This is a genomic window from Janthinobacterium sp. PSRC1-1 (genome assembly GCF_049897525.1).
GTDB classification, from domain to species: domain Bacteria; phylum Pseudomonadota; class Gammaproteobacteria; order Burkholderiales; family Burkholderiaceae_D; genus Janthinobacterium; species Janthinobacterium tructae.
Window position 1 is genome coordinate 393,390 of sequence record NZ_JAFCWK010000002.1, and the last position, 20,948, is coordinate 414,337.

Annotated in this window: 24 protein-coding genes; 10 read left to right on the plus strand and 14 right to left on the minus strand. The window is 63.0% G+C overall.

Annotated features, from left to right (window positions below):
- Window positions 1-49: 49 nt before the first annotated feature.
- The 7 genes from ACP7DW_RS05340 to ACP7DW_RS05370 all read right to left on the minus strand — a co-directional run bounded on the left by ACP7DW_RS05340 (window position 50) and on the right by ACP7DW_RS05370 (window position 4,543).
- Window positions 50-247 (minus strand): hypothetical protein, encoded by a 198-nt coding sequence (locus ACP7DW_RS05340; protein ID WP_131686513.1) that lies wholly within the window; start codon window positions 245-247, stop codon window positions 50-52.
- A 152-nt stretch (window positions 248-399) separates the two neighbouring features.
- The gene (locus ACP7DW_RS05345; RefSeq protein WP_100873118.1) at window positions 400-648 is read right to left on the minus strand and encodes a hypothetical protein; all 249 of its coding nucleotides are present in this window, start codon (window positions 646-648) and stop codon (window positions 400-402) included.
- Window positions 649-748: 100 nt separating this feature from the next.
- A complete protein-coding gene (locus tag ACP7DW_RS05350; protein ID WP_141169347.1) occupies window positions 749-1,672 on the minus strand; it encodes a methyltransferase domain-containing protein in 924 nt (307 codons plus the stop codon).
- Between the two features lie 267 nt (window positions 1,673-1,939).
- On the minus strand, window positions 1,940-2,590 hold the full coding sequence (locus tag ACP7DW_RS05355; RefSeq protein WP_426054221.1) for an ankyrin repeat domain-containing protein: 651 nt from the start codon (window positions 2,588-2,590) through the stop codon (window positions 1,940-1,942).
- 16 nt (window positions 2,591-2,606) lie between these two features.
- Window positions 2,607-3,386, minus strand: coding sequence for a TatD family hydrolase (locus ACP7DW_RS05360; protein ID WP_426054222.1), 780 nt, complete (start codon window positions 3,384-3,386; stop codon window positions 2,607-2,609).
- Between the two features lie 80 nt (window positions 3,387-3,466).
- The gene (locus ACP7DW_RS05365; RefSeq protein ID WP_426054223.1) at window positions 3,467-4,099 is read right to left on the minus strand and encodes a carbonic anhydrase; all 633 of its coding nucleotides are present in this window, start codon (window positions 4,097-4,099) and stop codon (window positions 3,467-3,469) included.
- Between the two features lie 57 nt (window positions 4,100-4,156).
- Entirely contained in the window at window positions 4,157-4,543 is a 387-nt protein-coding gene (locus ACP7DW_RS05370; RefSeq protein ID WP_426054224.1) for a VOC family protein, read from the minus strand.
- Window positions 4,544-4,697: 154 nt separating this feature from the next.
- Here ACP7DW_RS05370 and ACP7DW_RS05375 point away from each other — a divergent pair, with 154 nt between their 5' ends.
- On the plus strand, window positions 4,698-5,063 hold the full coding sequence (locus ACP7DW_RS05375; protein WP_426054225.1) for a hypothetical protein: 366 nt from the start codon (window positions 4,698-4,700) through the stop codon (window positions 5,061-5,063).
- Between the two features lie 70 nt (window positions 5,064-5,133).
- Here ACP7DW_RS05375 and ACP7DW_RS05380 read toward each other — a convergent pair whose 3' ends face one another.
- The 3 genes from ACP7DW_RS05380 to mltG are packed head-to-tail and all read right to left on the minus strand — an operon-like array spanning window position 5,134 to window position 7,847.
- Window positions 5,134-6,162: a DNA polymerase III subunit delta' gene (locus ACP7DW_RS05380; RefSeq protein ID WP_426054226.1), complete on the minus strand. Its 1,029-nt coding sequence runs from the start codon at window positions 6,160-6,162 to the stop codon at window positions 5,134-5,136.
- Between the two features lie 17 nt (window positions 6,163-6,179).
- Window positions 6,180-6,821 (minus strand): dTMP kinase, encoded by a 642-nt coding sequence (tmk, locus tag ACP7DW_RS05385; protein ID WP_426054227.1) that lies wholly within the window; start codon window positions 6,819-6,821, stop codon window positions 6,180-6,182.
- Between the two features lie 39 nt (window positions 6,822-6,860).
- Window positions 6,861-7,847, minus strand: a complete 987-nt coding sequence (gene mltG, locus ACP7DW_RS05390; RefSeq protein WP_426054228.1) for an endolytic transglycosylase MltG — start codon at window positions 7,845-7,847, stop codon at window positions 6,861-6,863.
- 176 nt (window positions 7,848-8,023) lie between these two features.
- Here mltG and ACP7DW_RS05395 point away from each other — a divergent pair, with 176 nt between their 5' ends.
- From ACP7DW_RS05395 to ACP7DW_RS05435, 9 genes are all read left to right on the plus strand, one after another.
- Window positions 8,024-9,139, plus strand: a complete 1,116-nt coding sequence (locus ACP7DW_RS05395; RefSeq protein WP_426054229.1) for a YgfZ/GcvT domain-containing protein — start codon at window positions 8,024-8,026, stop codon at window positions 9,137-9,139.
- A gap of 7 nt (window positions 9,140-9,146) precedes the next feature.
- Window positions 9,147-9,437, plus strand: coding sequence for a DUF4936 family protein (locus ACP7DW_RS05400; RefSeq protein WP_426054230.1), 291 nt, complete (start codon window positions 9,147-9,149; stop codon window positions 9,435-9,437).
- Complete coding sequence (locus tag ACP7DW_RS05405) at window positions 9,428-10,165, plus strand: NRDE family protein (protein ID WP_426054231.1); 738 nt, start codon at window positions 9,428-9,430, stop codon at window positions 10,163-10,165. Before ACP7DW_RS05400 ends, ACP7DW_RS05405 begins: the two co-directional genes overlap by 10 nt.
- A gap of 274 nt (window positions 10,166-10,439) precedes the next feature.
- Window positions 10,440-11,447, plus strand: a complete 1,008-nt coding sequence (locus ACP7DW_RS05410; RefSeq protein WP_426054232.1) for a LacI family DNA-binding transcriptional regulator — start codon at window positions 10,440-10,442, stop codon at window positions 11,445-11,447.
- Window positions 11,448-11,477: 30 nt separating this feature from the next.
- Entirely contained in the window at window positions 11,478-12,959 is a 1,482-nt protein-coding gene (gene xylB / locus ACP7DW_RS05415; RefSeq protein ID WP_426054429.1) for a xylulokinase, read from the plus strand.
- 6 nt (window positions 12,960-12,965) lie between these two features.
- Window positions 12,966-13,916 (plus strand): transaldolase, encoded by a 951-nt coding sequence (gene tal, locus ACP7DW_RS05420; RefSeq protein WP_426054233.1) that lies wholly within the window; start codon window positions 12,966-12,968, stop codon window positions 13,914-13,916.
- A gap of 53 nt (window positions 13,917-13,969) precedes the next feature.
- Window positions 13,970-14,905: an ABC transporter substrate-binding protein gene (locus ACP7DW_RS05425; RefSeq protein ID WP_099763695.1), complete on the plus strand. Its 936-nt coding sequence runs from the start codon at window positions 13,970-13,972 to the stop codon at window positions 14,903-14,905.
- Between the two features lie 77 nt (window positions 14,906-14,982).
- Window positions 14,983-16,482 carry a sugar ABC transporter ATP-binding protein gene (locus tag ACP7DW_RS05430; protein WP_426054234.1) on the plus strand — a complete coding sequence of 500 codons (1,500 nt, stop codon included), beginning with the start codon at window positions 14,983-14,985 and terminating at the stop codon, window positions 16,480-16,482.
- Window positions 16,483-16,506: 24 nt separating this feature from the next.
- The gene (locus ACP7DW_RS05435) at window positions 16,507-17,517 is read left to right on the plus strand and encodes an ABC transporter permease subunit (RefSeq protein WP_426054235.1); all 1,011 of its coding nucleotides are present in this window, start codon (window positions 16,507-16,509) and stop codon (window positions 17,515-17,517) included.
- A 73-nt stretch (window positions 17,518-17,590) separates the two neighbouring features.
- Here the strand turns inward: ACP7DW_RS05435 and ACP7DW_RS05440 are convergent, their stop codons facing one another.
- The 4 genes from ACP7DW_RS05440 to ACP7DW_RS05455 form a co-directional block, all read right to left on the minus strand.
- Window positions 17,591-18,040 carry a GNAT family N-acetyltransferase gene (locus tag ACP7DW_RS05440; RefSeq protein ID WP_426054236.1) on the minus strand — a complete coding sequence of 150 codons (450 nt, stop codon included), beginning with the start codon at window positions 18,038-18,040 and terminating at the stop codon, window positions 17,591-17,593.
- A 60-nt stretch (window positions 18,041-18,100) separates the two neighbouring features.
- Window positions 18,101-19,096 (minus strand): NADP-dependent oxidoreductase, encoded by a 996-nt coding sequence (locus tag ACP7DW_RS05445; RefSeq protein ID WP_426054237.1) that lies wholly within the window; start codon window positions 19,094-19,096, stop codon window positions 18,101-18,103.
- A gap of 57 nt (window positions 19,097-19,153) precedes the next feature.
- Window positions 19,154-19,456: a Dabb family protein gene (locus ACP7DW_RS05450; protein WP_426054238.1), complete on the minus strand. Its 303-nt coding sequence runs from the start codon at window positions 19,454-19,456 to the stop codon at window positions 19,154-19,156.
- 80 nt (window positions 19,457-19,536) lie between these two features.
- Entirely contained in the window at window positions 19,537-20,715 is a 1,179-nt protein-coding gene (locus ACP7DW_RS05455; RefSeq protein ID WP_426054239.1) for an acetyl-CoA C-acyltransferase, read from the minus strand.
- Between the last annotated feature and the right edge of the window lie 233 nt (window positions 20,716-20,948).

Below are 20,948 nucleotides of genomic sequence, written 5' to 3' on the forward strand. Positions count from 1 at the left end.
GAAACGAAAATGGCGCCGAGGGCGCCATTTTTTATGGGAAATATCGGCTTCAGCGCCGGCCGCCGCCCAGCACGCGGGCCGGCAGCATGACGATGGCGCGCAGCAATTCAAATACGCCTTCCACGCCGATGCCGATCAGGCGGAATGGCAGCAACAGCAGCCAGGCCAGCGGATACAGCACGAGGGCCAGCAGGGCCAGGGGCCAGCACACCAGCAAGAGCAGCAACCACAGCACAAATCCCGGCATCGCGTTCCCCTCGAATAAAATGTGCGGAGCAAGCCGTGCTTGCCCCGCTACCGTGACAGCACTATAGTCAAGCGCCGCGACGGCGGCAACGGCCATGCGATGAACTGCGTGCTGCGGGGATGAACGGCGCAAAAACGGGAATGAACGGGGACTTACTGGCCGACGCAAATCACTTTCGTGATGTACTCATGCGCATTCGGCTTCTTGCTGCTGGCCCATTTGATGGCCTGGTTGGCCTCTTCGATGGTCAGGATGGAGGCCTTGTCCTTCGACTTGATGAAGGACACGCCTTCAAACACGCCTTCCTTGCTGCGCATTACCTTGGCAAACACGGGCGGCTTGGTCTCGCCATCGCTGATTTTGTTCTGTTGCACGAGGTAACGCTGATCGATCTGTTCCATGATAATAAAGCTGTCCAGTGGGTAAAACACGGAATATACCCTGAATGGACAAACGCCGCAGGACGAAATGCCCGCGGCGTTGCCTTTACATCAATGATACTTACGCGTAGACGGCGTTTTGTACTACCGGTTGCAAGTTGACATCGTAGATGACTTGGGCGCGGATCGACGCTTCCAGCGAGGGGATCGAGCCGCCCGCGCGGTACTGGAAACTCACTTGCAGCACGTCGCCCGCCTTCACGGCCACCGGCGCGGCCAGCGGCAGACACATGTAGTGGTTCAGCCAGTCGATGGTGGTCGAGCGCTCGGGCACCACGGCCAGGATGTTCTTGGTGACAAAACGCAAGGCGTTCAGGGTGCCGCTGCGCTCGACGACAAACTTGCCGTCGAAACCGAATATGCTGTCCGTCGGCTGGCTGAAGTCGATGATGCTGTACACGGCCGGCGGCGCCAGTTCCTGCACGCCAGGGTGGATGGCCGCGGTTTCCTGGAATTGCACGATGGGCGCGTAAAAGCCCTCGAAATCATACTCCTGCTGCATCGGCTGCACGGCCATGATGACGGCTTCGGGCAGGAAGATGGGCAGCGGACCGCCGAAACGGGCCAGGTAGCGGCGCTTGAACGATTCGATCACTTCCACCTGCTTTTCGCGCAGCATGCCCACATGAATCATTTCGCAAATGACCACATCGACGGGCTCGGGCGGCAGGAATTCAAAGGCGTCCGCGTGCACGACTTCGACTTTTTCCCCGTTGGGATTGAGCGCCAGCATCTTGCGCGCTTCCTTGACCATGTCCGGATTGAATTCCACGCACCACACCTTGTCGGCGCGCGCGGCCGCAAACCACGACAGCACGCCCGTGCCGCCGCCCAGTTCCACCACCTTCATGCCGGGTTTTACCGCGTAATCGATCGCCGACTTGAACCCGTGCATGCGGTTCTGGTCCATCAACATATTGTGATGGTAATGGACGGGGATAAATTGCCCCAGGTAACAACTCTCGATTTCTCGTTCATTCAGCATGTCTGTCCTCTTGGAGTCTGGCTCCGATGGCCGATCGGTTTTGTCATTCCAGAAAGCAGTGATATCGCACGGGCTGCGCGAGGGACGGCGACAGTACAGCCGGCGCCTGACGGTGGTGGGATGGCCCATGCGACGATCTCCTGATTAATGCGACACACTCATTATCGTTAATCGGCGGGGAGAACAAAGGGCTGAGGTGAGAGGCAATTCCATGCCAGTTTCAGCGCTGGCATGGAAAATATTGCTGGAAAGATTACTTACAGGGACTTATTTACGTCCCGCGCGCGCCTTCTGTGCCGCTTCGATGATGGCCACCACGCCGGGCTTGTCGCCCGCCTGGGCGAACTGCGCGGCCGTCCAGCCATGGTCGCTTTTCAGACTGGCGTCCGCGCCCCAGGACAGCAGCAGCTTGACGGCGCCCTCCTGCCCTTCGCGGGCGGCGAACATCAGCGGCGTGACGTTGGCCGGCGCGCGCGCATCGACCACGGCTTCGCGCTCCAGAAATATCTTCATGATGGGCAAGTCGCCGGCCGAGGCCGCATAGTGCAGCGCCGTCCAGCCGCTCTGGTTGACCTTCGCGCCCTTGGCCAGCAAGGCGTCCACGGCGTCCTGCTTGTGCTTGTAGGCCGCCATCATCAGCGCCGTGTTGCCATTGGCCGAGCGCGCTTCGAGGTCGATGCCGGGCGCCTCGAGCAGCAGCTTGAACACTTTGTCCGCATCGTCGCGCAGGGCCAGCACGAGGGGAATGTCGCCCCGCTGCGTATCAGGCTGGTTCGGATTCATGCCGTCCGCCAGCATGCTGCGCACGCCGCTGGCGTTGTTGACGGAGACGGCGCGGAAGAAGCTGTCCGGATCCGGCGCCGCGTGGCTGCCGCCAGCGCAGCACAGCAGCATCGCCAGCGCGAGTTTTTTCATCATGGTTAACCTTAAGAAGTTATGGCAACTGATTGAATAGCTTGAAGAAATTATCCGTCGTCTGCTGCGCCACCTGAGCCAGCGGGATGCCTTTCAAGGTCGACAGATATTCGGCCACGTGGGCCACGTAGCCGGGCTCGTTCATGCGGCCGCGGAACGGCACGGGCGCCAGATACGGCGAATCCGTCTCGATCAGGATGCGCTCGAGCGGCACTTCCAGCGCCACGGCCTGTAAATCCTTCGCGCTCTTGAACGTGACGATGCCGGAAAAGGAAATGTAGAAACCCATGGCTATGGCGGCGCGCGCCACTTCCAGGGATTCCGTAAAGCAATGCATGACGCCGGCCACGCCGCCGTCGGATACGCCCGCGCCCTCTTCGCGCATGATGCGGATGGTGTCTTCACTGGCCGCTCTGGTGTGAATAATCAAGGGCTTGCGCGTGATCCTTGACGCCTTGATGTGCGTGCGAAAACGCTCGCGCTGCCATTCGAGGTCGCCCGTCAGGCGGAAATAGTCGAGGCCTGTCTCGCCGATGGCGATGATCTTCGGGTGGTCGGCCAGCCGCACCAGGTCGTCCACGGACGGTTCAGGCGTGTCCTCGTAGTCGGGATGCACGCCGACGGAAGCGAAAATATGCGGATACTGCTCGGCCAGGGCCAGCACCTGCGGGAAGTCTGGCAGGTCGACGGACACGCACAAGGCATGGGTCACCTTGTTCTCGGCCATCTTGGCGAGGATCTCGGGCATGCGAGCGGCCAGCTCGGGGAAATTGATATGGCAATGGGAATCGATATACATAAGGCGGGATTGTACCGGAGGCAGCAAAAACTGGCAGAGGAAGCGCTGGGCGCAGCCCCCTGCCGTGGCGGTGCGGATGCTTAGAGTTGCGAGGCCGGGTGTTCCGCCAGCGGAACGAAGTTGCCGGTCGACTCGTCGAGCGCGTCGAGGGAGCCGTTCTCGATGTCGTACACCCAGCCATGCAGGGTCAGCCGGTTCTGCGCCATGGCCAGCGCCACCGAGGGATGGGTGCGCAGATTATTCAGTTGCGCCACCACGTTGGCGCGCACCATGCCGTCGATGCGCGACTGTTCCGTCGGATGCGCGACCGACTCGTTGATCATGCGCGCCGCGTCGGCATGGTGCAGCCAGCTGCGCACGGCCGGCATGTGGTCGAGGCAGGCGCAGGTGGCGATCGCCTTCATCGCGCCACAATCGGAATGGCCGCAAATGACGATATCGCTCACGTTCAGGGCCGACACGGCAAACTCCACCGTGGCGCTGACGCCGCCCGGTTCCGGGCCGTACGAGGGCACGATGTTGCCCGCGTTGCGGATCACGAAGAGTTCGCCTGGCTCGCGCTGCGTCACCAGCTCCGGCACCATGCGGCTGTCCGAGCAGGAAATGAACAGGGCCTTCGGGGTTTGTCCCGTGGCCAGGGTCTTGAATAACTCGCGGCGCGCGGGAAAAACCTCTTTTTGGAAGCGTAGAAATCCAGCAATAATGTCGCGCATAAATAAATAGAATGGTTGGCAGAGCCGATATTATCGCTGATCTGGCGCCTGGCTGGCCTATTGACCCTCGGGCGGCTGCCACAGCTCGACCTTGTTGCCCTCGGGATCGATGACCCAGCCGAACTGGCCGTATTCCGAATCGGGCACCTTCTCCAGCACCGTGCAGCCTTCGTCGCGCAAGGCTTGCAGCAGCGCGTCGAGGTCGGCGACCCGGTAATTGACCATGAAGGCCGCCTTGCCGGGCGCGAACTGCCCGCTGTCCGCTGATGCCACGGACCAGATGGTAGTGCCGCCCGTGGGCTGGCCATCAGCATCCGTCCAGCTGAAGGCGGCCCCGCCCCAGGGCTGCACGTCCAGGCCCAGGTGGCGCTGGTACCAGGCGCGCAGCGCGGCCGGGTCTTGCGCGTGGAAAAAGATGCCGCCGATGCCAGTGACCCGTTTCATGCCCGCCTCCGTTGCTGTCCAGTGCCTTGACTGTAACACCGGGTCACGGACGTGGCAAACGGACATGGCGCCCTGGCCAAAAAAGTTATCAAGATGTATAGTGAGCGGCCGGTGCGCAGCCATGGGGTTGCGCGCGGAAACGTGGAGAGTGTTCATGCTGAAAGTTGCCGGCCCTTTGATACTGCTGGCCTGCCTGGCCCTGACAACGCCTGCGCAGGCGCAGGTGCAGAACAAGCGCGACGCGCCGAAGGCCATTCCCGAGGCGGGCTTGTGCGCCCCCATGTGCGCGTCGGCACGCCAGGATTGCCGCGCGCAAGTGCAAGACGCGACGGAAAACGACACCAGCCCCATCTTGTCGATGAAACCCAGCAGCAATCCCTATGTCGCGGCCGGCAGGGATGCGGGTGCGCAAGCGGAGCAGCTGCGCCCCACCGAAGCCCAGGCCTTCCGTGCCCGGCGCGCCGAACGCCAGCAAGCGTGCGAAGTGCGCTACCGCAGTTGCACGCGCGCCTGCGGCTGAGTCACTCCAATCGCCAAGCGCGCCAAGCACCAAACAATCTGGATGAACTTGGCAACGTAAGTGCTTGATTCTATTGACAGCTTAATGCGTAGTCGAGCAGCATATCTTCCAGAAACAGCTTGGGCGACAAAGGATGCTCGGCGATCGCCCGGCGCTCGTTGGCGGCCTTGATGGCGGCCATCAAACGACTGACGTTGATGCGTCCTGCCAAGGCTTCCAGCTCGCGCCGGTGGCGCGGGTAGTAGCGGATGGTGCCGGACAACTTGACGGAAAACACGTCGTACAGCCAGCGCTGCAACGATGCCACCAGCGGCGCCAGCGGCGCCTTCTGCAATTTGTCGGCCGCCTTCAACGCCGCTTCCACGCCGGGATTGGCCAGCACTTGCAGCAACTGTTCCGTTTCTTCGCGGCCACCCGATTCGGACTGGGCCAGCGCGGCCAGCGGCGCGCCGCCCTGCTCGCGCAGCCAGCTGTCCGCATCGTTCAAGCCCTGGGCCTTGAGCCAGGTCAAGGCCTGCTCGTGGCTGGGCATGGGCAAGGCAAACTTGCGGCAACGCGACAATATCGTCGGCAACAATCGGTCCAGGCTGTTCGATGCCAGCAGGAACACGGTGCCCGGCGGCGGTTCTTCCAGGGTTTTCAGCAAGGCGTTCGAGGCGGGCGTGTTGAGCGCCTCGGCCGGGTACAGCACCACCACGCGCAAGCCTTGCCGGTGCGTGGAAATGTTCATGAAGTCGGCCAGGTTGCGGATCTGCTCGATCTTGATGTCTTTCGACGGCGTCTTGGTCTTGGCGCTTTTCTTCGCGCCCTCGCCCTCTTCGCCGTCGTCCGCCACCTCGTCTTCCAGCGCTTCCGGACGGACCCGGCGGTAATCGGGATGGTTGCCCTGGCTAAACCAGCCGCACGAGGCGCATGCGCCGCAGGCGTGGCCGTCGGCGCGCACGTCCTCGCACAGCAAGGCCTGCGCGAAATGCTCGATGAAGTCGGCCTTGCCGATGCCTTGCGCGCCATGGAACAACATGGCGTGCGGCATGCGCGGGCGCAAGGCTTGCAATTGCTGCCAGGCGTCCTGCTGCCAGGGATAGAGAGAACTGATCATTCTTTATTTCTATAAAATCATACGGTTGCAACGCTTTGCTCAAGCAAAACATCAAGCAGTTGCGCCAGCTGCACTTGAATATCGGCAATACTTTGCGTGGCATCGATGATGCGGAAGCGTTGCGGGAACTGGGCCGCGCGGCGCAGATACTCGTTGCGCGTGGCGGCAAAGAAGTCCGATCGCTCCTGCTCGAACTTGTCGAGCGCACGCGTGGCGTCCAGGCGGGCACGGGCCACGGCCAGCGGCACGTCGAACAAAAACGTCAGGTCCGGCTGCAGGTGCGGATGCACCCACGCTTCCAGTTGCTCCATCTTGCGCAAGTCCATCCCGCGCCCGCCGCCCTGGTAGGCGAAGCTGGCATCGGTAAAGCGGTCGGAAATGACCCATTCGCCGCGCGCCAAAGCGGGGGCGATGACTTGCGCGATGTGTTCACGGCGGCTGGCGAACATCAGCAAGGCTTCCGTTTCCAGGTGCATTTTTTCATGCAGCAACAGTTCGCGCAGCTTTTCGCCCAGGCTGGTGCCGCCCGGTTCGCGCGACGACACGAGGCGCACGCCCCGCTGCTGCAGGTAGTCGGCGACAAAGCCGATATGCGTCGACTTGCCCGCGCCATCGATGCCTTCGAAGGTGATGAAGCGGGGTTGATGGTGTTGTGTCATGAAACTTCTTACTTAATCAGGAGAAATTAACAGGTGAAATTAGCGCTGGTACTGGTTCACGGCGCGGTTATGGTCGGGCAAGTTGGCCGAGAACTGGCTGGTGCCGTCACCGCGCGCAACGAAATACAGCGCTTGCGTGCGGGCCGGCGCCAGCGCCGCCGTCAGCGATTGCGCGCCAGCGAGGGCGATCGGCGTGGGCGGCAAGCCGCCGCGCGTGTAGGTATTGTACGGGGTGTCCGCCTCCAGGTCGCGTTTGCGGATCTTGCCCTGGTAGTTGTCGCCCATGCCATAGATCACGGTCGGGTCCGTCTGCAGCAGCATGCCCGTCTTGAGGCGGTTGACGAACACGCCAGCGATCATGGCCCGTTCGGACCTTTGCCCCGTTTCCTTTTCCACGATGGACGCCATGATCAGCGCCTCGTACGGATTCTTGTATGGCAGGGCCGGATCGCGCTTGTCCCACGCTTCGGACAGGCGGCCTATCATGGCCGTGTGCGCCTGCTTGAAAATCTGCATTTCGCTGGCGCCCTTGGCGAACAGATACGTGTCCGGGAAGAACAGGCCTTCCGGCAGCACAAACTCGGGACTGATTTTCGCCATCAGCGCCTTGTCGGACAATCCCACGGTATCGTGCTTGAGGCCCGGATGGCTGGCCATGGCCATGCGCATCTGCTTGAAAGTCCAGCCTTCGATGATGGTCAGCGACTCTTGCGCGAACTCGCCGCGTGCCAGTTGCGTGATCAGGCGCTGCGGCGTGGTGCCCGGTTTCAGCTCGTAGGAACCGGCCTTGATCTTCGACGTCTTGCCTTCGACGCGCGCCAGCAGGTTGAACAGGATGGGCACGATGGGCACGCCCGCGTCCGCGATCTGCTGGCCGGCCGCGTGCGCGCCGCTGCCCGGCGTGATCGTAAACGGGATCGCCTCGCCTTCCGTGGTGATCGGCTGCTGCGCCCAGTACACAAAAGTACCACCGACGCCGATGGCGGCGATGACCGAGCTGACTACAAGTTTTTTAAAGAAAGCCATTGTTCCGATTCTTGTGATGCGGGCGCTGATGGCCAACGTCCGCTTGTTATGATCGTTCATTTGTGAAGCAAGTGCGTGCAAAGCGGCGCCAACACTGGCAATTTTGCCGCTGCCGACGCGATCTGCGCGACATCACTATAATGAACCCGTAATGATAATGCTTAATCGCTGATCTAATGGAAATTATGAATAACTGGAATCAATTTTTAACCGCACAAGGCGCCCGCCCCGTCGTCGTCGATGGCGCGCCTGACAGCACCGCCCTTATCGCCGCCGCCCCTATCCATGATTTCGGCCAGTCCCTGACAGTGTCCCAACTGCAAGAAGGTTTTGTCGCGGCCATCACGGACCAGGGCTTGATCGGCTTGAATGGCGACGAGGCAGCCAGTTTCCTGCACGGCCAGCTGACCAACGACGTGGAACACCTGGACCAGCAGCAAGTGCGCCTGGCCGGCTACTGCACGCCGAAAGGCCGCTTGCTGGCCAGTTTCCTGATGTGGCGCAATGCCACCACCATTTATCTGCAATTGCCGCGCGCCATACAACCGGCCATCCAGAAGCGCTTGCAGATGTTCGTGCTGCGCGCCAAGGCCAAGCTGCACGATGCGTCCCTTGATGAGGCCAATCAAGTCATCCTGGGCCTCGGCGGCAAGCAAGCCGGCGCCGCCCTGGCCGCCTGGTTCCCCGCCCTGCCCGCCACGCCGTTCAGCAAGGTCGACCATGCGCTGGGCACGCTGCTGCGCGTGGCCGATGCGTTTGGCAGCGCCCGCTATGAATGGCTGACGTCGGCCGCCACGGCGCGCGACGTGTGGCCGCGGCTGACCGAACAACTGGCCAAGGGCGGAACGGATGCCTGGCAGTTGTCGGACATCCACGCGGGCATCCCGCAGATCACGGCCGCCACGCAAGAGCAATTCGTGCCGCAAATGGTCAACTTCGAGTTGTTGGGCGGCGTCAATTTCAAGAAAGGCTGCTACCCGGGCCAGGAAATCGTCGCGCGCAGCCAGTACCTGGGCAAGCTCAAGCGCCGCACCACCCTCGTCAGCATCGCTGATGCAGCGGCAGTGGCCGGCGGCGAACTGTACGCCGTCAGCGACCCCGAACAACCTTGCGGCATGCTCGTCAACGCCGCGCCGAACGGCAGCGGTGGCATCGACGCCCTCGTTGAAATGAAGCTGGGGGCGATAGCCGAAGGTTCAAGCGCCGCTGGCGCCGTGCGCTACGGCTCGGCCCAGGGCGCCGCCGTGCAATTCCTGCCCATGCCTTACGTGCTCGATGCACTCGATTTGTGAGAATGCCATGAAAGATTTGTACATTTACTATCAGGTAAAGGAAGAGCACGCCCAGGCGCTGGAAGCCAGGGTCCGTGCCTTGCAAGCGAAACTGGCGGCCGCCTCCGGGGTGGCGCCGCAACTGAAGCGTCGCCCGGAAGTCAAGGATGGCTTGCAGACGTGGATGGAAATCTATCCCGTCGTCGGCGAAGGTTTTGCCGAACTGCTGGCCGCTGCCGCCGACGAGGCGGGCCTGCTGGCATTGACGGCCGGCGCGCGGCATACGGAAGTGTTCATGGATTTGCCTCCATGTGCCTGATCGTTTTTGCCTGGAAAGTCAATCCGCACATCCCGCTGATTGCCGCCGCCAACCGCGACGAATTCTATGAACGCGCCAGCGCCCCCGCCGGTGCCTGGCCCGAGCACCCGCAAGTGTATGCGGGCCGCGACCTGCAGGCGGGCGGCAGCTGGATGGGCATCACCCAGGCCGGCAGCGGCAGTTCGCGCTTTGCCGCCATCACCAACATCCGCAGCCCGCAAGACCGCAACCCGGACGCCCCCTCGCGCGGCGCCCTGGTGGCCGACTATCTGGCCGGCACGATGTCGCCGCAAGACTATATCGCGCAGATCCGCCCCGGCTGCAATGCCTACAACGGTTTTAATCTGGTGCTGGGCGACGCGCAGACGCTGATCTGGTTTTCCAACCGCGGCGATGGCGATGCGCGCAATGGCCAGCCACTGGAGCCGGGCATCTACGGCCTGTCGAACGCCCTGCTGGACGCGCCGTGGCCGAAAGTGTTGAAAACCAAGGCCCAGTTCGCCAGCCTGCTGTGCCAGGGCGCGCCCGACGACGCGTATTTCGACATGCTGGCCGACACCACGCGTGCGCCCGACTTCCGCTTGCCGGACACGGGCGTGCCGCTCGACCTCGAGCGCGTGCTGTCCGCCGTCTGCATCGAAGCGCCGGGCTACGGCACGCGCACGTCCACCGTCGTCAAACTGTTCCCGGACTCGCCCGGCGAACTGCATGAGCTGGTGATACAGTAGGTCGGGTTAGCGCGCAAGCGCGTAACCCGACAACACCAGCGCCCTCAACCGGCATCACCGCCGTCCCCGATGTCGGATTACGCGCGCCTGTGGCGCGCTAATCCGACCTACGCAAGCTCATCCAATCCTCATCGAAAAACCACCAGCCAGCCATGCGCACAAAAAAGAAAGCGCTTGCGCAAGCGCTTTCTTTTGTTTACGATAGATTCAAACGCGGCGACACAGCCGCACACTATCGCAGCACACAATAATAAAAAAAACATCAGGAGACACCATGGCCACCATGGAAGATGTAGCGCGCGCGGCGGACGTATCGCTGTCGACCGTTTCGCACGTACTCAACGGCACCCGCAAGGTCAGCCCGAAAACCGTCGCCGCCGTCAACGCGGCCATGCAGCAGATCGGCTATGTACCGAACATGCTGGCACGCGCCCTGGCCGGCTCGTCGTCGGGCACCATCGGCGTGGCCATCTCCGCCTTCACCAATCATTACTTCAGCGAAACGGTGCGCGCCATCGAGGCGGCCTGCACGCGCCACGGCTTGATGATGCTGTTTTCCGATACGCATGACGATCCCGCGCAGGAACTCAAAGTGGTGCAGAACTTGCACCAGCGCCGCGTCGACGGCATCGTGCTGGCGCCGTCCGGCGATCCGCACAACCGCACGCTTGACTATTTGACCAGCAACAAGATCGCTTCCGTGCTGGTCGACCGCATGTCCGCGCAACCATTCGACCAGGTCGGCGTGGAAAACACCGAGGCGACGGCGCAGCTGGTCAGCCATCTGATCGCGCAGCACGGCCACCGGCGCATCGGTTTCATCGCCGGCGCGCCCGGCCTGTCCACGACGGAGGAGCGTATCGACGGCTACCGCCTGGCCTTGCAGCGCGCCGACATCGTCTTTGATCCTGAACTGCTGCGCTCGGGCGACTCCAACCTGGAGCGCAGCGGTGCGGCGACGCGCGAACTGCTGGCCCTGCCACCTGGACAGCGCCCGACGGCCATCGTGGCCGGCAATAACCTGATGACCATCGGCACCATGCATGCCTTGCGCGACGCGCACATTGCTGTACCGCAAGACGTCGCGCTGGCCGGCTTCGATGATTTCGACTGGGCCGATTACTTCAGCCCCCGCCTGACGGTGATGGCCCAGCCGCTCGAAGAGCTGGGCGCCATGGCCGTCGACCTCTTGATCGAACGTATCGCCCATCCTGAACGTGTCCAGCACGTGCAGCGCTTGTCGCCGACCTTGCGCGTACGCAACTCCTGCGGCTGCCCCTGACTTTTTACTCCAAACACTATGCATCCAGCGATTTCCCTCGGTATCGACCTCGGTACCTCCGAACTGAAAACCGTGCTGATGGACAGCACTGGCGCCGTGCGCGGCCAGGCGTCCGTGCGCCTGGACGTGAGCCGCCCGCAGCCGGGCTGGTCCGAACAGTCGCCGCAAGACTGGTGGGCCGCCTGCGTCAACGCGCTGGGCCAGCTGCGCGCCGGCTGGCCGCAGGACTACGCGCAGATCGCCTGCATCGGCCTGTCGGGCCAGATGCATGGCGCCGTGCTGCTCGACAGTAACGACAACGTGATCCGTCCCGCCATCCTGTGGAACGATGCGCGCGCCGAAGCCGAGGCGGCCGCCCTGGCGCGCGACTATCACGCCTATGCGGACGTGACGGGCAGCCTGCCCATGGCGGGATTGACGGCGCCCAAACTGCTGTGGCTGCAAAAGCACGAGCCCGATGCCTTTGCCGCCGTCGCCTGTTTGCTGTCGCCGAAAGACTATCTGCGCCTGCGCTTGACGGGGATCAAACTGACGGATATGTCCGACGCGGCCGGCACCCTGTGGCTGGACGAGGCCAAACGCGCCTGGTTCGCCCCCATGGTCACGGCCTGCGGCTTGCGTCTCGATCAATTACCGGCGCTGGCCGAAGGCGACGCCGCCACCGGCACCGTGCTGGCCGCCATCGCCGACCAGCTTGGCCTGCCAGCGGATGTGGTGGTGGCCGGCGGCGGCGGCGACAATCCCGTCTCGGCCGTGGGCATCGGCGCCGTCAATGGCGGCGACAGTTTCATTTCGCTGGGCACCAGCGCCGCCATCGTTTCCGTCACCGAAGAACCGCTGGGCAACCCGGCCGGCGGCGTGCACAGCTTTTGCCACGCCCTGCCCGGCCGCTGGTATGCGATGGGCGCGATTTTATCGGGCGCCAGCTGCCTGCGCTGGGCCACTGGCGTGCTGGGCCAACCGGACGAGGCGGCCTTGCTGGCGCTGGTGGAAAGCGCCCTGCCGCTCGACGCCCCCATCGCGCCATCGGCACCGCTGTTCCTGCCCTACCTGTCGGGCGAGCGCACGCCGCATAACGACCCGCAGGTGCGTGGCGCCTTCTTGCAGCTGGGCCACGACAGCACGCCGGCGCAGCTCGGCTACGCCGTGCTCGAAGGCGTGGCCTTCGCCTTGCGCGACGCCATGGCGGCCGTCACCTCGACGGGCGCCGTCGTGCCCCACTGCATGCTGGTGGGCGGCGGCGCGCGCAGCCAGTACTGGGCGCAATTGCTGGCCAATGTGCTGGGGCGCGACATGCGCACCTTGCACAACAGCGAACTGTCCGCCAGCCTGGGCGCGGCCAAGCTGGGCTTTGCCGCCATCGGCGACACCAGCCTGCTGACGCAGGGATTGCCCATCAAAAACACTTTCCTGCCCGATGCCGCGCACAGCGCAGCCTTGAGCATCCGTTACGGTCGCTACCGTAGCCTGTTTCCCGCCGTGCAAGCCTTGCACCAACTCAGCAAAGGATAAGCAGCAATGAATCAACTGCAACAATTGAAGCAACACAGCACCGTCGTCGCCGACACGGGTGACTTCTTGCAACTGGCGCGTTTCGCGCCGCAAGACGCCACCACCAACCCGTCGCTGATTTTAAAAGCCGTGCTGCAGCCCGATTACGCGCCCTTGCTGGAAAGCACGGTCGCCGCGCATCAATCCGCCAGCCTGGACGACATCGTCGACCAGGTGCTGGTGCGCTTCGGCCTGGAAATTTTGAAGGTGGTGCCGGGCCGCGTCTCGACGGAAGTCGATGCCCGTCTGAGCTTTGACCGCGACGCCACCGTCGCCCGCGGGCGCCGCCTGATCGCCCTGTACGAGCAGGCCGGCATTGCCCGCGAGCGCGTGCTGATCAAGGTTGCCGCCACCTGGGAAGGCATCCAGGCGGCGCGCGAACTGGAAAAAGATGGCATCTTCTGCAACCTGACCCTGCTGTTCGCGTTTTGCCAGGCCGTCGCCTGCGCCGACGCCAAAGTACGGCTGATTTCGCCATTCGTGGGCCGCATCTACGACTGGCATAAAAAATCGCTGGGTGCGGCATGGGACGAAACGGCGCGCAGCCTGTCCAACGATCCAGGCGTGCAATCGGTCACGCGCATCTTTAATTACTACAAGCAACATGGCATCGCCACGCAAGTGATGGGCGCCAGCTTCCGCAACGTGGGCCAGATCACGGCCTTGTCCGGCTGCGACTTGCTGACCATCAGCCCGGACTTGCTGGCGAAACTCGAAGCGTCAAGCGAGCCGTTCGAGCGCGCGCTGGGCGGCGACCTGGGCGCGGCGCAGCCGGCCGTCACGTATGACGAAGCCGCTTTCCGCTACGCCCTGAACGACGATGCGATGGCCACCGAAAAGCTGGCCGAAGGCATCCGCGGCTTTGCCGTCGATGCGGCCAAGCTCGACGCCATGATCGAAAAATTACGTACCAACTAAGTTTTCACCCGTAGCACCGTTTGTTTTTACAATAAAAACCCTTGGAGATCCTCATGAAAAAAGTCATTACCGCCACCCTGCTGCTGTCCGCCGCCTGCGGCGCCTTTGCTGCCGACAAGCCATTGAAATCGATCGGCGTGAGCGTGGGCGACCTGGCCAACCCGTTCTTCGTGGCGATTGGCCGCGGCGCGGAAGAAAGCGCGAAAAAGCTCGGTGGCCCTGGCGTGAAAGTCACCACGGTGTCGAGCAAGTATGACCTGAACACCCAGGTGGACCAGATCGAGAACTTCATTGCCAACAAGACCGACATCATCATCCTGAACGCCGTCGATTCCAAGGGCATCGCACCGGCCATCAAGAAAGCGCGCAATGCGGGCGTGGTCGTGATCGCCGTCGACGTGGGCGCCGTGGGCGCGTCGGCCACCGTGATGTCCGACAACACCATGGCCGGCGACGTCTCGTGCGCCTACCTGGCCAAGCAGATCGGCGGCAAGGGCAATGTGGTGATCCTCAACGGCCCGCCGGTGACGTCCGTGATCGACCGCGTCAATGGCTGCAAGAAAACCCTGGCCGCGTTCAAGGATATCAAGATCCTGTCCGACAACCAGAACGCGGGCGGCAGCCGCGATGGCGGCATGACCGTGATGTCGAACCTGCTGACGGCCTATCCGAAGATCGACGGCGTGTTCGCCATCAATGACCCGACCGGCATCGGCGCCGAACTGGCGATCAAGCAATCGAAGCGCACGGATGTCAAACTGATCACGGCCGTCGATGGCGCGCCGGACGGCCAGAATGCCCTGAAAAACAAGGCCGGCCTGTTTGCCGCCACCTCGGCGCAAAACCCGTACCGCATGGCCACCGACGCCGTGCAGATGGGCTACGACATCATGAACGGCCGCACGCCGAAACAGACCATGGTGCTGTTGCCGACCCCGGCCATCACCAAGGAAAACGTCGCCACCTACACGGGCTGGGTAAAGAACTGATCTTCCTGACCTGAACCACGTGGCGCCGCCGGCCAGACGGCAGGCGGCGCCAGTTTCACCAGCAAGGAAGGACAGTCATGAGCGACGATATTATTTTTGAAATGCGCGGCATCGAGAAGCGCTTTGGCGCCACGCGCGCGCTGCGCGGCGTGCACCTGACGGTGCGCAGCGGCGAAATCCATGCCGTGATGGGCGAGAACGGCGCCGGCAAGAGCACCCTGATGAAAATCCTCTCGGGCGTGTACACGCCGGACGCCGGTGAAATCATCCTCGACGGCAAGCCAATCCGCATCCGCAACCCGGGCGAGGCGCGCGCGCTGGGCATCAACCTGATTTACCAGGAACTGAGCGTGGCCAAGAACATGACGGTGGCGCAGAACGTCTTCATGGGCAGCGAGCCGCAGGGACCGTTCTGGACCGTCAAGGGCGGTGAAATGCGCGCGCGCACCAACGCCATCCTGGCCGACCTCGGTTCCCGTTTCGACGCCGACACCATGGTGTCCACGCTGTCGATCGCCGAGCAGCAGCAGGTGGAAATCGCCCGCGCCCTCGTGCACGAAAGCCGCATCCTGATCATGGACGAGCCCACTGCGGCCCTGTCCGACCGGGAAACCGAACAATTGTTCCGCATCATCGAAGAACAGCGCGACAAGGGCCTGGCCGTGCTCTACATCAGCCACCGCATGGCCGAGGTGGAGCGCCTGGCGCGCCGCATCACGGTGCTGCGCGACGGTGCCTATGTGGGCGAACTGGGCAAGGATGAACTGGATCAAAAGAAAGTCGTGCAAATGATGGTGGGCCGCCCTGCCGACGACTTTTATGCGCATCAGCGGCGCACCACGCGCGGCGCCGAGCGCCTGCGCGTGGAAAACGTGGGCGGCGGCAAGGTCAAGCCCGCCTCGTTCGCCCTGCATGCCGGTGAAGTGACGGGACTGGCCGGCCTGGTCGGCGCGGGCCGCACGGAACTGGCGCGGCTGATCTTTGGCGCCGACAAGAAGCAATCGGGGCAAGTGTGGCTCGACGGCCAGGAAGTGCACATCAAGCAACCGCTGGCGGCGATCCGCCACGGCATCGGCTACCTGCCGGAAGACCGCAAGAGCCTGGGCCTGTTCATGCAACTGTCGGCCATGGAAAACATGTCGATGAACATCCTGTCCAGGCATTCCACGGCGGGCGTGGTCAACCGTGGCGCCCTGACGCAGCTCACGCGCGAGGCGATTGCCAACCTCAACGTCAAGGTATCTGGCCCGGACGGCATCGTGGGGGGATTGTCTGGCGGCAACCAGCAGAAAGTCTTGCTGGCGCGCTGGCTGGCCATCGCACCCAAGGTCCTCATCCTCGACGAACCGACGCGCGGCGTGGACGTGGGCGCGAAGAGCGAAATTTACAAGATCATCCACCAGCTGGCGGACGCGGGCACGGCCGTGCTGTGCATTTCCAGCGAACTGGCCGAGCTGGTCGGCATCTGCGACCGCGTGATGGTGATGTGCGAGGGACGGATGACGGGCGAAGTGACGGGCGACGACATTACGCAGGAAAACATCCTCGCCTATGCCACCCATCTGGACGCCGCTTAAAAAATCAATACAGGGAGAACTATCATGACTACCACCACCACCACCGGCGCCGCGCGCGCCGGCGAACCCTTCAATGCTTCGAACCTGATGCGCCGCCTGGGCATGCTGCCCGTGCTGGTCGTGCTGTACCTGGCCATGTACGGTCTGACCGTGTATTTCTCGGCCGACGGCACGTCGACCTTCATGACCAGCAATAACACCATGAACATCTTCCGCCAGGTGTCGATCAATATCGTGCTGGCGTCCGGCATGACCTTCGTCATTCTGACCAGCGGCATCGATTTATCGGTCGGCTCCGTGCTGGCCGTCTCGGCCGTGGCGGGCATGCTGATGTCCTTGTCGGCCCAGTTCGCCGGCTTTTCGATCCCCACGTTTTTGATCGTCGGCTTGCTGCTGGGCGCGTTGAATGGCGTGCTGGTGGCCCTCGTCGGCCTGAACCCCTTCGTCGTCACCCTGGGCACCATGACGGCCCTGCGCGGCGCCGCCTATTTGCTGGCCGACGGCACCAGCGTGCTGAACACGGAAATCCCGAGCTTCGAATGGATGGGCAACGGCAGCTTTTTGGCCATCCCCTGGCTGATCTGGCTGGCGGCGGCCGTCGTCGTGCTGACGTGGTTTATCTTGCGCAAGACGACCTTGGGCCTGCATATCTACGCCGTCGGCGGCAATATCCAGGCGGCACGTTTGACGGGCATCAAGGTCGGCCTCGTGCTGATGTTTGTCTACACCATCAGCGGCCTGTTCGCCGGCCTGGGCGGCGCCATGTCGGCCAGCCGCCTGTATGCGGCCAACGGCAACTGGGGTACCGGTTATGAACTCGATGCCATCGCCGCCGTCGTGCTCGGTGGCACGAGCCTGATGGGCGGCGTCGGTTCCGTCTGGGGCACCGTCATCGGCGCCCTGATCATCGGCGTGATGAACAATGGCTTAACGATTCTGGGGCTGTCGTCGTTCTGGCAGTATGTGGCGAAAGGTGTCGTGATCGTGCTGGCCGTGATCCTGGACAAATGGCGCCAGTCGCACGCGCAGAACTGATGGTGCTGGTGGTGTCGGGTTACGCGCTGCGCGCTAACCCGACCTACCGTTGACGTCGTAGGTCGGATTAGCGCTACGCGCGTAATCCGACAACACCCTGGAACACCAGCCGCATCTCCACGTGCGCAATCCCCGCCTCCTCAAACACCTCCCCCAGCTGCACGAAACCGTGGCGCGCATAGAATGGCGCGGCCACGGTTTGCGCGTTCAGCACCACGGCGGCATCGCCCCGTTCACGGGCTTTCTCCATCAGCAAGGTCAAGATGGCGCCGCCCACGCCCGTGCCGCGGCCCGGCTGGCGCACGGCCATGCGGCCGATGTGGCCGTCTGGCAATAGCCGGCCCGTGCCGATAGCCTTGCCGGCCTCGTCATAGGCGACGGCGTGCAGGCAGACGGCATCCATGTCGTCGAGTTCGATCTCGGCCGGCACTTTCTGTTCATCGACGAAAACTTCAAAACGGATGGCGGTGGCGTCCTGGCCCAGGGTGGCCCAGTCGCCGAGGCGGATGGTGTGCTTGGTCATGGTGTAATGTAGAAAGAGACAGGCCGTTATTGTCGCACGGCCTGCCTTTCCACAGAGAGATCAGCCGAGCTTGACCAGCTGCTTGCCGAAGTTGCGGCCTTTTAACAGGCCGATGAACGCTTCCGGTGCGCTGGCCAGGCCGTCGGCCACGGATTCGCGGAATGTCAGCTTGCCCGTCGCCACCAACGAGCCCAGTTCCGCCAGCCCTTGCGGCCAGAATTCCGGCTGCTCCGACACGATGAAGCCGCGCACGGTGAGGCGGTTGGTGAGGATGAAGCGGGCATTGTCGAGCGGCGTCGGTTCGCCGTTGTAGCCGGCGATCCAGCCGCACACGGCCACGCGGCCAAACGCGTTGGTGCGCGCCAAGGCCGCATCAAAGATGGCGCCGCCCACGTTTTCAAAGATGGCGTCGATGCCGTCCGGCGTGGCCGCCGCCAGGTCGGACGCCAAGCTGCCCGCCTTGTAGTCGACGCAGGCGTCAAAACCCAGCTCCTCGACGACATACGCGCATTTTTCCGCGCCGCCGGCGATGCCGACCACGCGACAGCCTTTCAGTTTCGCCAGCTGGCCCACCACGCTGCCCACGGCGCCGCTGGCGGCCGACACCACCACGGTTTCGCCCGCTTTCGGCGCCATGATCTGGTTCAAGCCATACCAGGCTGTCATGCCCGGCATGCCGACGGCACCCAGATAGGCTGAGGCAGGAATATGCGTCGTGTCGACCTTGCGCAGCATGGTGCCGTCCGATACCGCCACTTCCGTCCAGCCCAACGTCCCCACCACCGTGTCGCCCACGGCGAACTTCGGATGCTTCGATTCGAGCACCACGCCCACCGTGCCGCCGATCATGGTGTCATTCAACGCTTGCGGCGCCGCATAGCTTTTATTGGCACTCATGCGCCCGCGCATGTAAGGATCGAGCGACAGGAACTGGTTACGTACCAGCAATTGACCCTCCGTGATGGCGGGAATCTCGACAGTTTCCAGGCGGAAGTTATCCGGCTGCACTTCAGCCGTGGGGCGCGAGGCGAGGACGATGCGTTGGTAGGTGGTCATGAATGCTCCTTGTCGATAGATAGGATCAGCGGAAGGCTGGGGTCTGCTGCGTAACGATTAAATCTCGTAATCCATACATTGCCGCGCCTCCCGCACGGCGCCAAAAAACGGCTTGATTTTCACGTGCTCGGGATGGTTCTGGTAGGCGTCGAGCGCTGCGCGGCTGGCGAATTCGCTGTACAGCACGATGTCGTAGGTCGCTTCCAGGCCCGGCTGGGCCACGGCCGCTTCGAATTTCAATATGCCAGGTACCAGGTTCGAACAGGAATCGAGCAGGGCCTTGAGCTTCAATGCATTCGTGGCGCGGTCGGCGCCTTCGGCGTGGTCTTTGAGTTTCCAGAAAACGATGTGCTTGATCATGGCGGGTGCGAGTAGGCAAAGGGAGCCGCTACTGTAACCGCTATCGGCCCACTCTGCAGCACGCACGCCACCACGCCAGACTAGACGACCTCGAACAGCCCGGCCGCGCCCTGGCCGCCGCCGATGCACATGGTCACGACCACATATTTGACGCCGCGGCGCTTGCCTTCGATCAAGGCGTGGCCCGTCAGGCGCGCGCCCGACACGCCGTACGGATGGCCGACGGCAATCGCGCCGCCGTTCACGTTCAGGCGCTCCATGGGGATGCCCAGGGTGTCGGCGCAATACAGCACTTGCACGGCAAATGCTTCATTGAGTTCCCACAGGCCGATGTCGGCCACCGTCAAGCCCGCCTTTTTCAGCAGTTTCGGAATCGCGTAGACGGGGCCGATGCCCATTTCATCGGGTTCGCAGCCGGCCACGGCAAAGCCGCGGAAGATGCCCAGCGGCTGCAAGCCTTTCGCTTCGGCCACTTTCGCATTCATGACGATGGCCATCGAGGCGCCGTCGGAAAACTGGCTGGCATTGCCTGCGCTGATGACGCCGCCGGGCATGGCGGAACGGATCTTGGCTACGCCTTCGTAGGTGGTATCAAAGCGGATGCCTTCGTCGCTGGAAATCGTCACTTCGCGCGACACCAGCATGCCGCTGGCCTTGTCGGCCACGCCCATGATGGTGGTCATCGGCACAATTTCCGCGTCGAACAGGCCGGCGGCCTGGGCGCTTGCCGCGCGCTGCTGGCTTTGCGCGCCATACACATCCTGGCGCTCGCGTGAAATCTGGTAGCGCTTGGCCACGGTTTCAGCCGTCTGCAGCATGGGCCAGTACACTTCCGGCTTGTGCTGCTGCAGCCAGACGTCGCGGTACATATGCGTATTCATTTCATTTTGCACGCAAGAAATCGATTCCACGCCGCCCGCCGCATAGATATCGCCTTCGCCGGCGATGATGCGCTGCGCCGCCAGGGCGATGGCCTGCAAGCCCGAGGAACAAAAGCGGTTGACCGTCATGCCGGCCGTCGTGACGGGGCAGCCGCCGCGCAAGGCCACCTGGCGTGCGATATTGCCGCCCGTGGCGCCTTCGGGGAAGGCACAGCCGACCAGCACGTCTTCCACTTCCTCCGCCTCGATGCGCGCGCGCTCGACGGCGGCCGCCAGCACGTGGCCGCCCAGGGTGGCGCCATGCGTCATGTTGAACGCGCCCTTCCAGGACTTGGCCAGGCCCGTGCGGGCGGTCGATACGATGACGGCTTCATTCATGCTGTGTCTCCTTGTGGGAATGTTATATGGTCAATGATGGTATCTACGGAACGAGAATAGCACATTTAAGTACGGTCGTTCGCAAAGTTCTGGCGGATGGCAATTTGTAAGCTTGGTGTAAGTTTCAAGCAAGCATGACGTAAGGTTCGGAGAACACACTCGGCTCCAGCTGTTGCAAGAATGGTCAAAAAGACCTCGGCAATGGTTCACTATAAAACATAGGGAGACAAACC

Bases quoted from the DNA above. Each gene is read 5' to 3' on its own strand.
- ACP7DW_RS05365 (WP_426054223.1), bottom strand. From the start codon at position 4,099: ATGCGCGACATTATTGCTGGATTTCTACGCTTCCAAAAAGAGGTTTTT.
- ACP7DW_RS05340 (WP_131686513.1), bottom strand. From the start codon at position 247: ATGCCGGGATTTGTGCTGTGGTTGCTGCTCTTGCTGGTGTGCTGGCCC.
- ACP7DW_RS05425 (WP_099763695.1), top strand. From the start codon at position 13,970: ATGAAAAAAGTCATTACCGCCACCCTGCTGCTGTCCGCCGCCTGCGGC.
- ACP7DW_RS05375 (WP_426054225.1), top strand. From the start codon at position 4,698: ATGCTGAAAGTTGCCGGCCCTTTGATACTGCTGGCCTGCCTGGCCCTG.
- ACP7DW_RS05435 (WP_426054235.1), top strand. From the start codon at position 16,507: ATGACTACCACCACCACCACCGGCGCCGCGCGCGCCGGCGAACCCTTC.
- ACP7DW_RS05350 (WP_141169347.1), bottom strand. From the start codon at position 1,672: ATGCTGAATGAACGAGAAATCGAGAGTTGTTACCTGGGGCAATTTATC.
- ACP7DW_RS05445 (WP_426054237.1), bottom strand. From the start codon at position 19,096: ATGACCACCTACCAACGCATCGTCCTCGCCTCGCGCCCCACGGCTGAA.
- ACP7DW_RS05405 (WP_426054231.1), top strand. From the start codon at position 9,428: ATGTGCCTGATCGTTTTTGCCTGGAAAGTCAATCCGCACATCCCGCTG.
- ACP7DW_RS05395 (WP_426054229.1), top strand. From the start codon at position 8,024: ATGGAAATTATGAATAACTGGAATCAATTTTTAACCGCACAAGGCGCC.
- mltG (WP_426054228.1), bottom strand. From the start codon at position 7,847: ATGGCTTTCTTTAAAAAACTTGTAGTCAGCTCGGTCATCGCCGCCATC.
- tal (WP_426054233.1), top strand. From the start codon at position 12,966: ATGAATCAACTGCAACAATTGAAGCAACACAGCACCGTCGTCGCCGAC.
- ACP7DW_RS05355 (WP_426054221.1), bottom strand. From the start codon at position 2,590: ATGATGAAAAAACTCGCGCTGGCGATGCTGCTGTGCTGCGCTGGCGGC.
- ACP7DW_RS05380 (WP_426054226.1), bottom strand. From the start codon at position 6,162: ATGATCAGTTCTCTCTATCCCTGGCAGCAGGACGCCTGGCAGCAATTG.
- ACP7DW_RS05370 (WP_426054224.1), bottom strand. From the start codon at position 4,543: ATGAAACGGGTCACTGGCATCGGCGGCATCTTTTTCCACGCGCAAGAC.
- ACP7DW_RS05360 (WP_426054222.1), bottom strand. From the start codon at position 3,386: ATGTATATCGATTCCCATTGCCATATCAATTTCCCCGAGCTGGCCGCT.
- ACP7DW_RS05345 (WP_100873118.1), bottom strand. From the start codon at position 648: ATGGAACAGATCGATCAGCGTTACCTCGTGCAACAGAACAAAATCAGC.
- ACP7DW_RS05410 (WP_426054232.1), top strand. From the start codon at position 10,440: ATGGCCACCATGGAAGATGTAGCGCGCGCGGCGGACGTATCGCTGTCG.
- ACP7DW_RS05450 (WP_426054238.1), bottom strand. From the start codon at position 19,456: ATGATCAAGCACATCGTTTTCTGGAAACTCAAAGACCACGCCGAAGGC.
- ACP7DW_RS05440 (WP_426054236.1), bottom strand. From the start codon at position 18,040: ATGACCAAGCACACCATCCGCCTCGGCGACTGGGCCACCCTGGGCCAG.
- tmk (WP_426054227.1), bottom strand. From the start codon at position 6,821: ATGACACAACACCATCAACCCCGCTTCATCACCTTCGAAGGCATCGAT.
- ACP7DW_RS05430 (WP_426054234.1), top strand. From the start codon at position 14,983: ATGAGCGACGATATTATTTTTGAAATGCGCGGCATCGAGAAGCGCTTT.
- ACP7DW_RS05400 (WP_426054230.1), top strand. From the start codon at position 9,147: ATGAAAGATTTGTACATTTACTATCAGGTAAAGGAAGAGCACGCCCAG.
- ACP7DW_RS05455 (WP_426054239.1), bottom strand. From the start codon at position 20,715: ATGAATGAAGCCGTCATCGTATCGACCGCCCGCACGGGCCTGGCCAAG.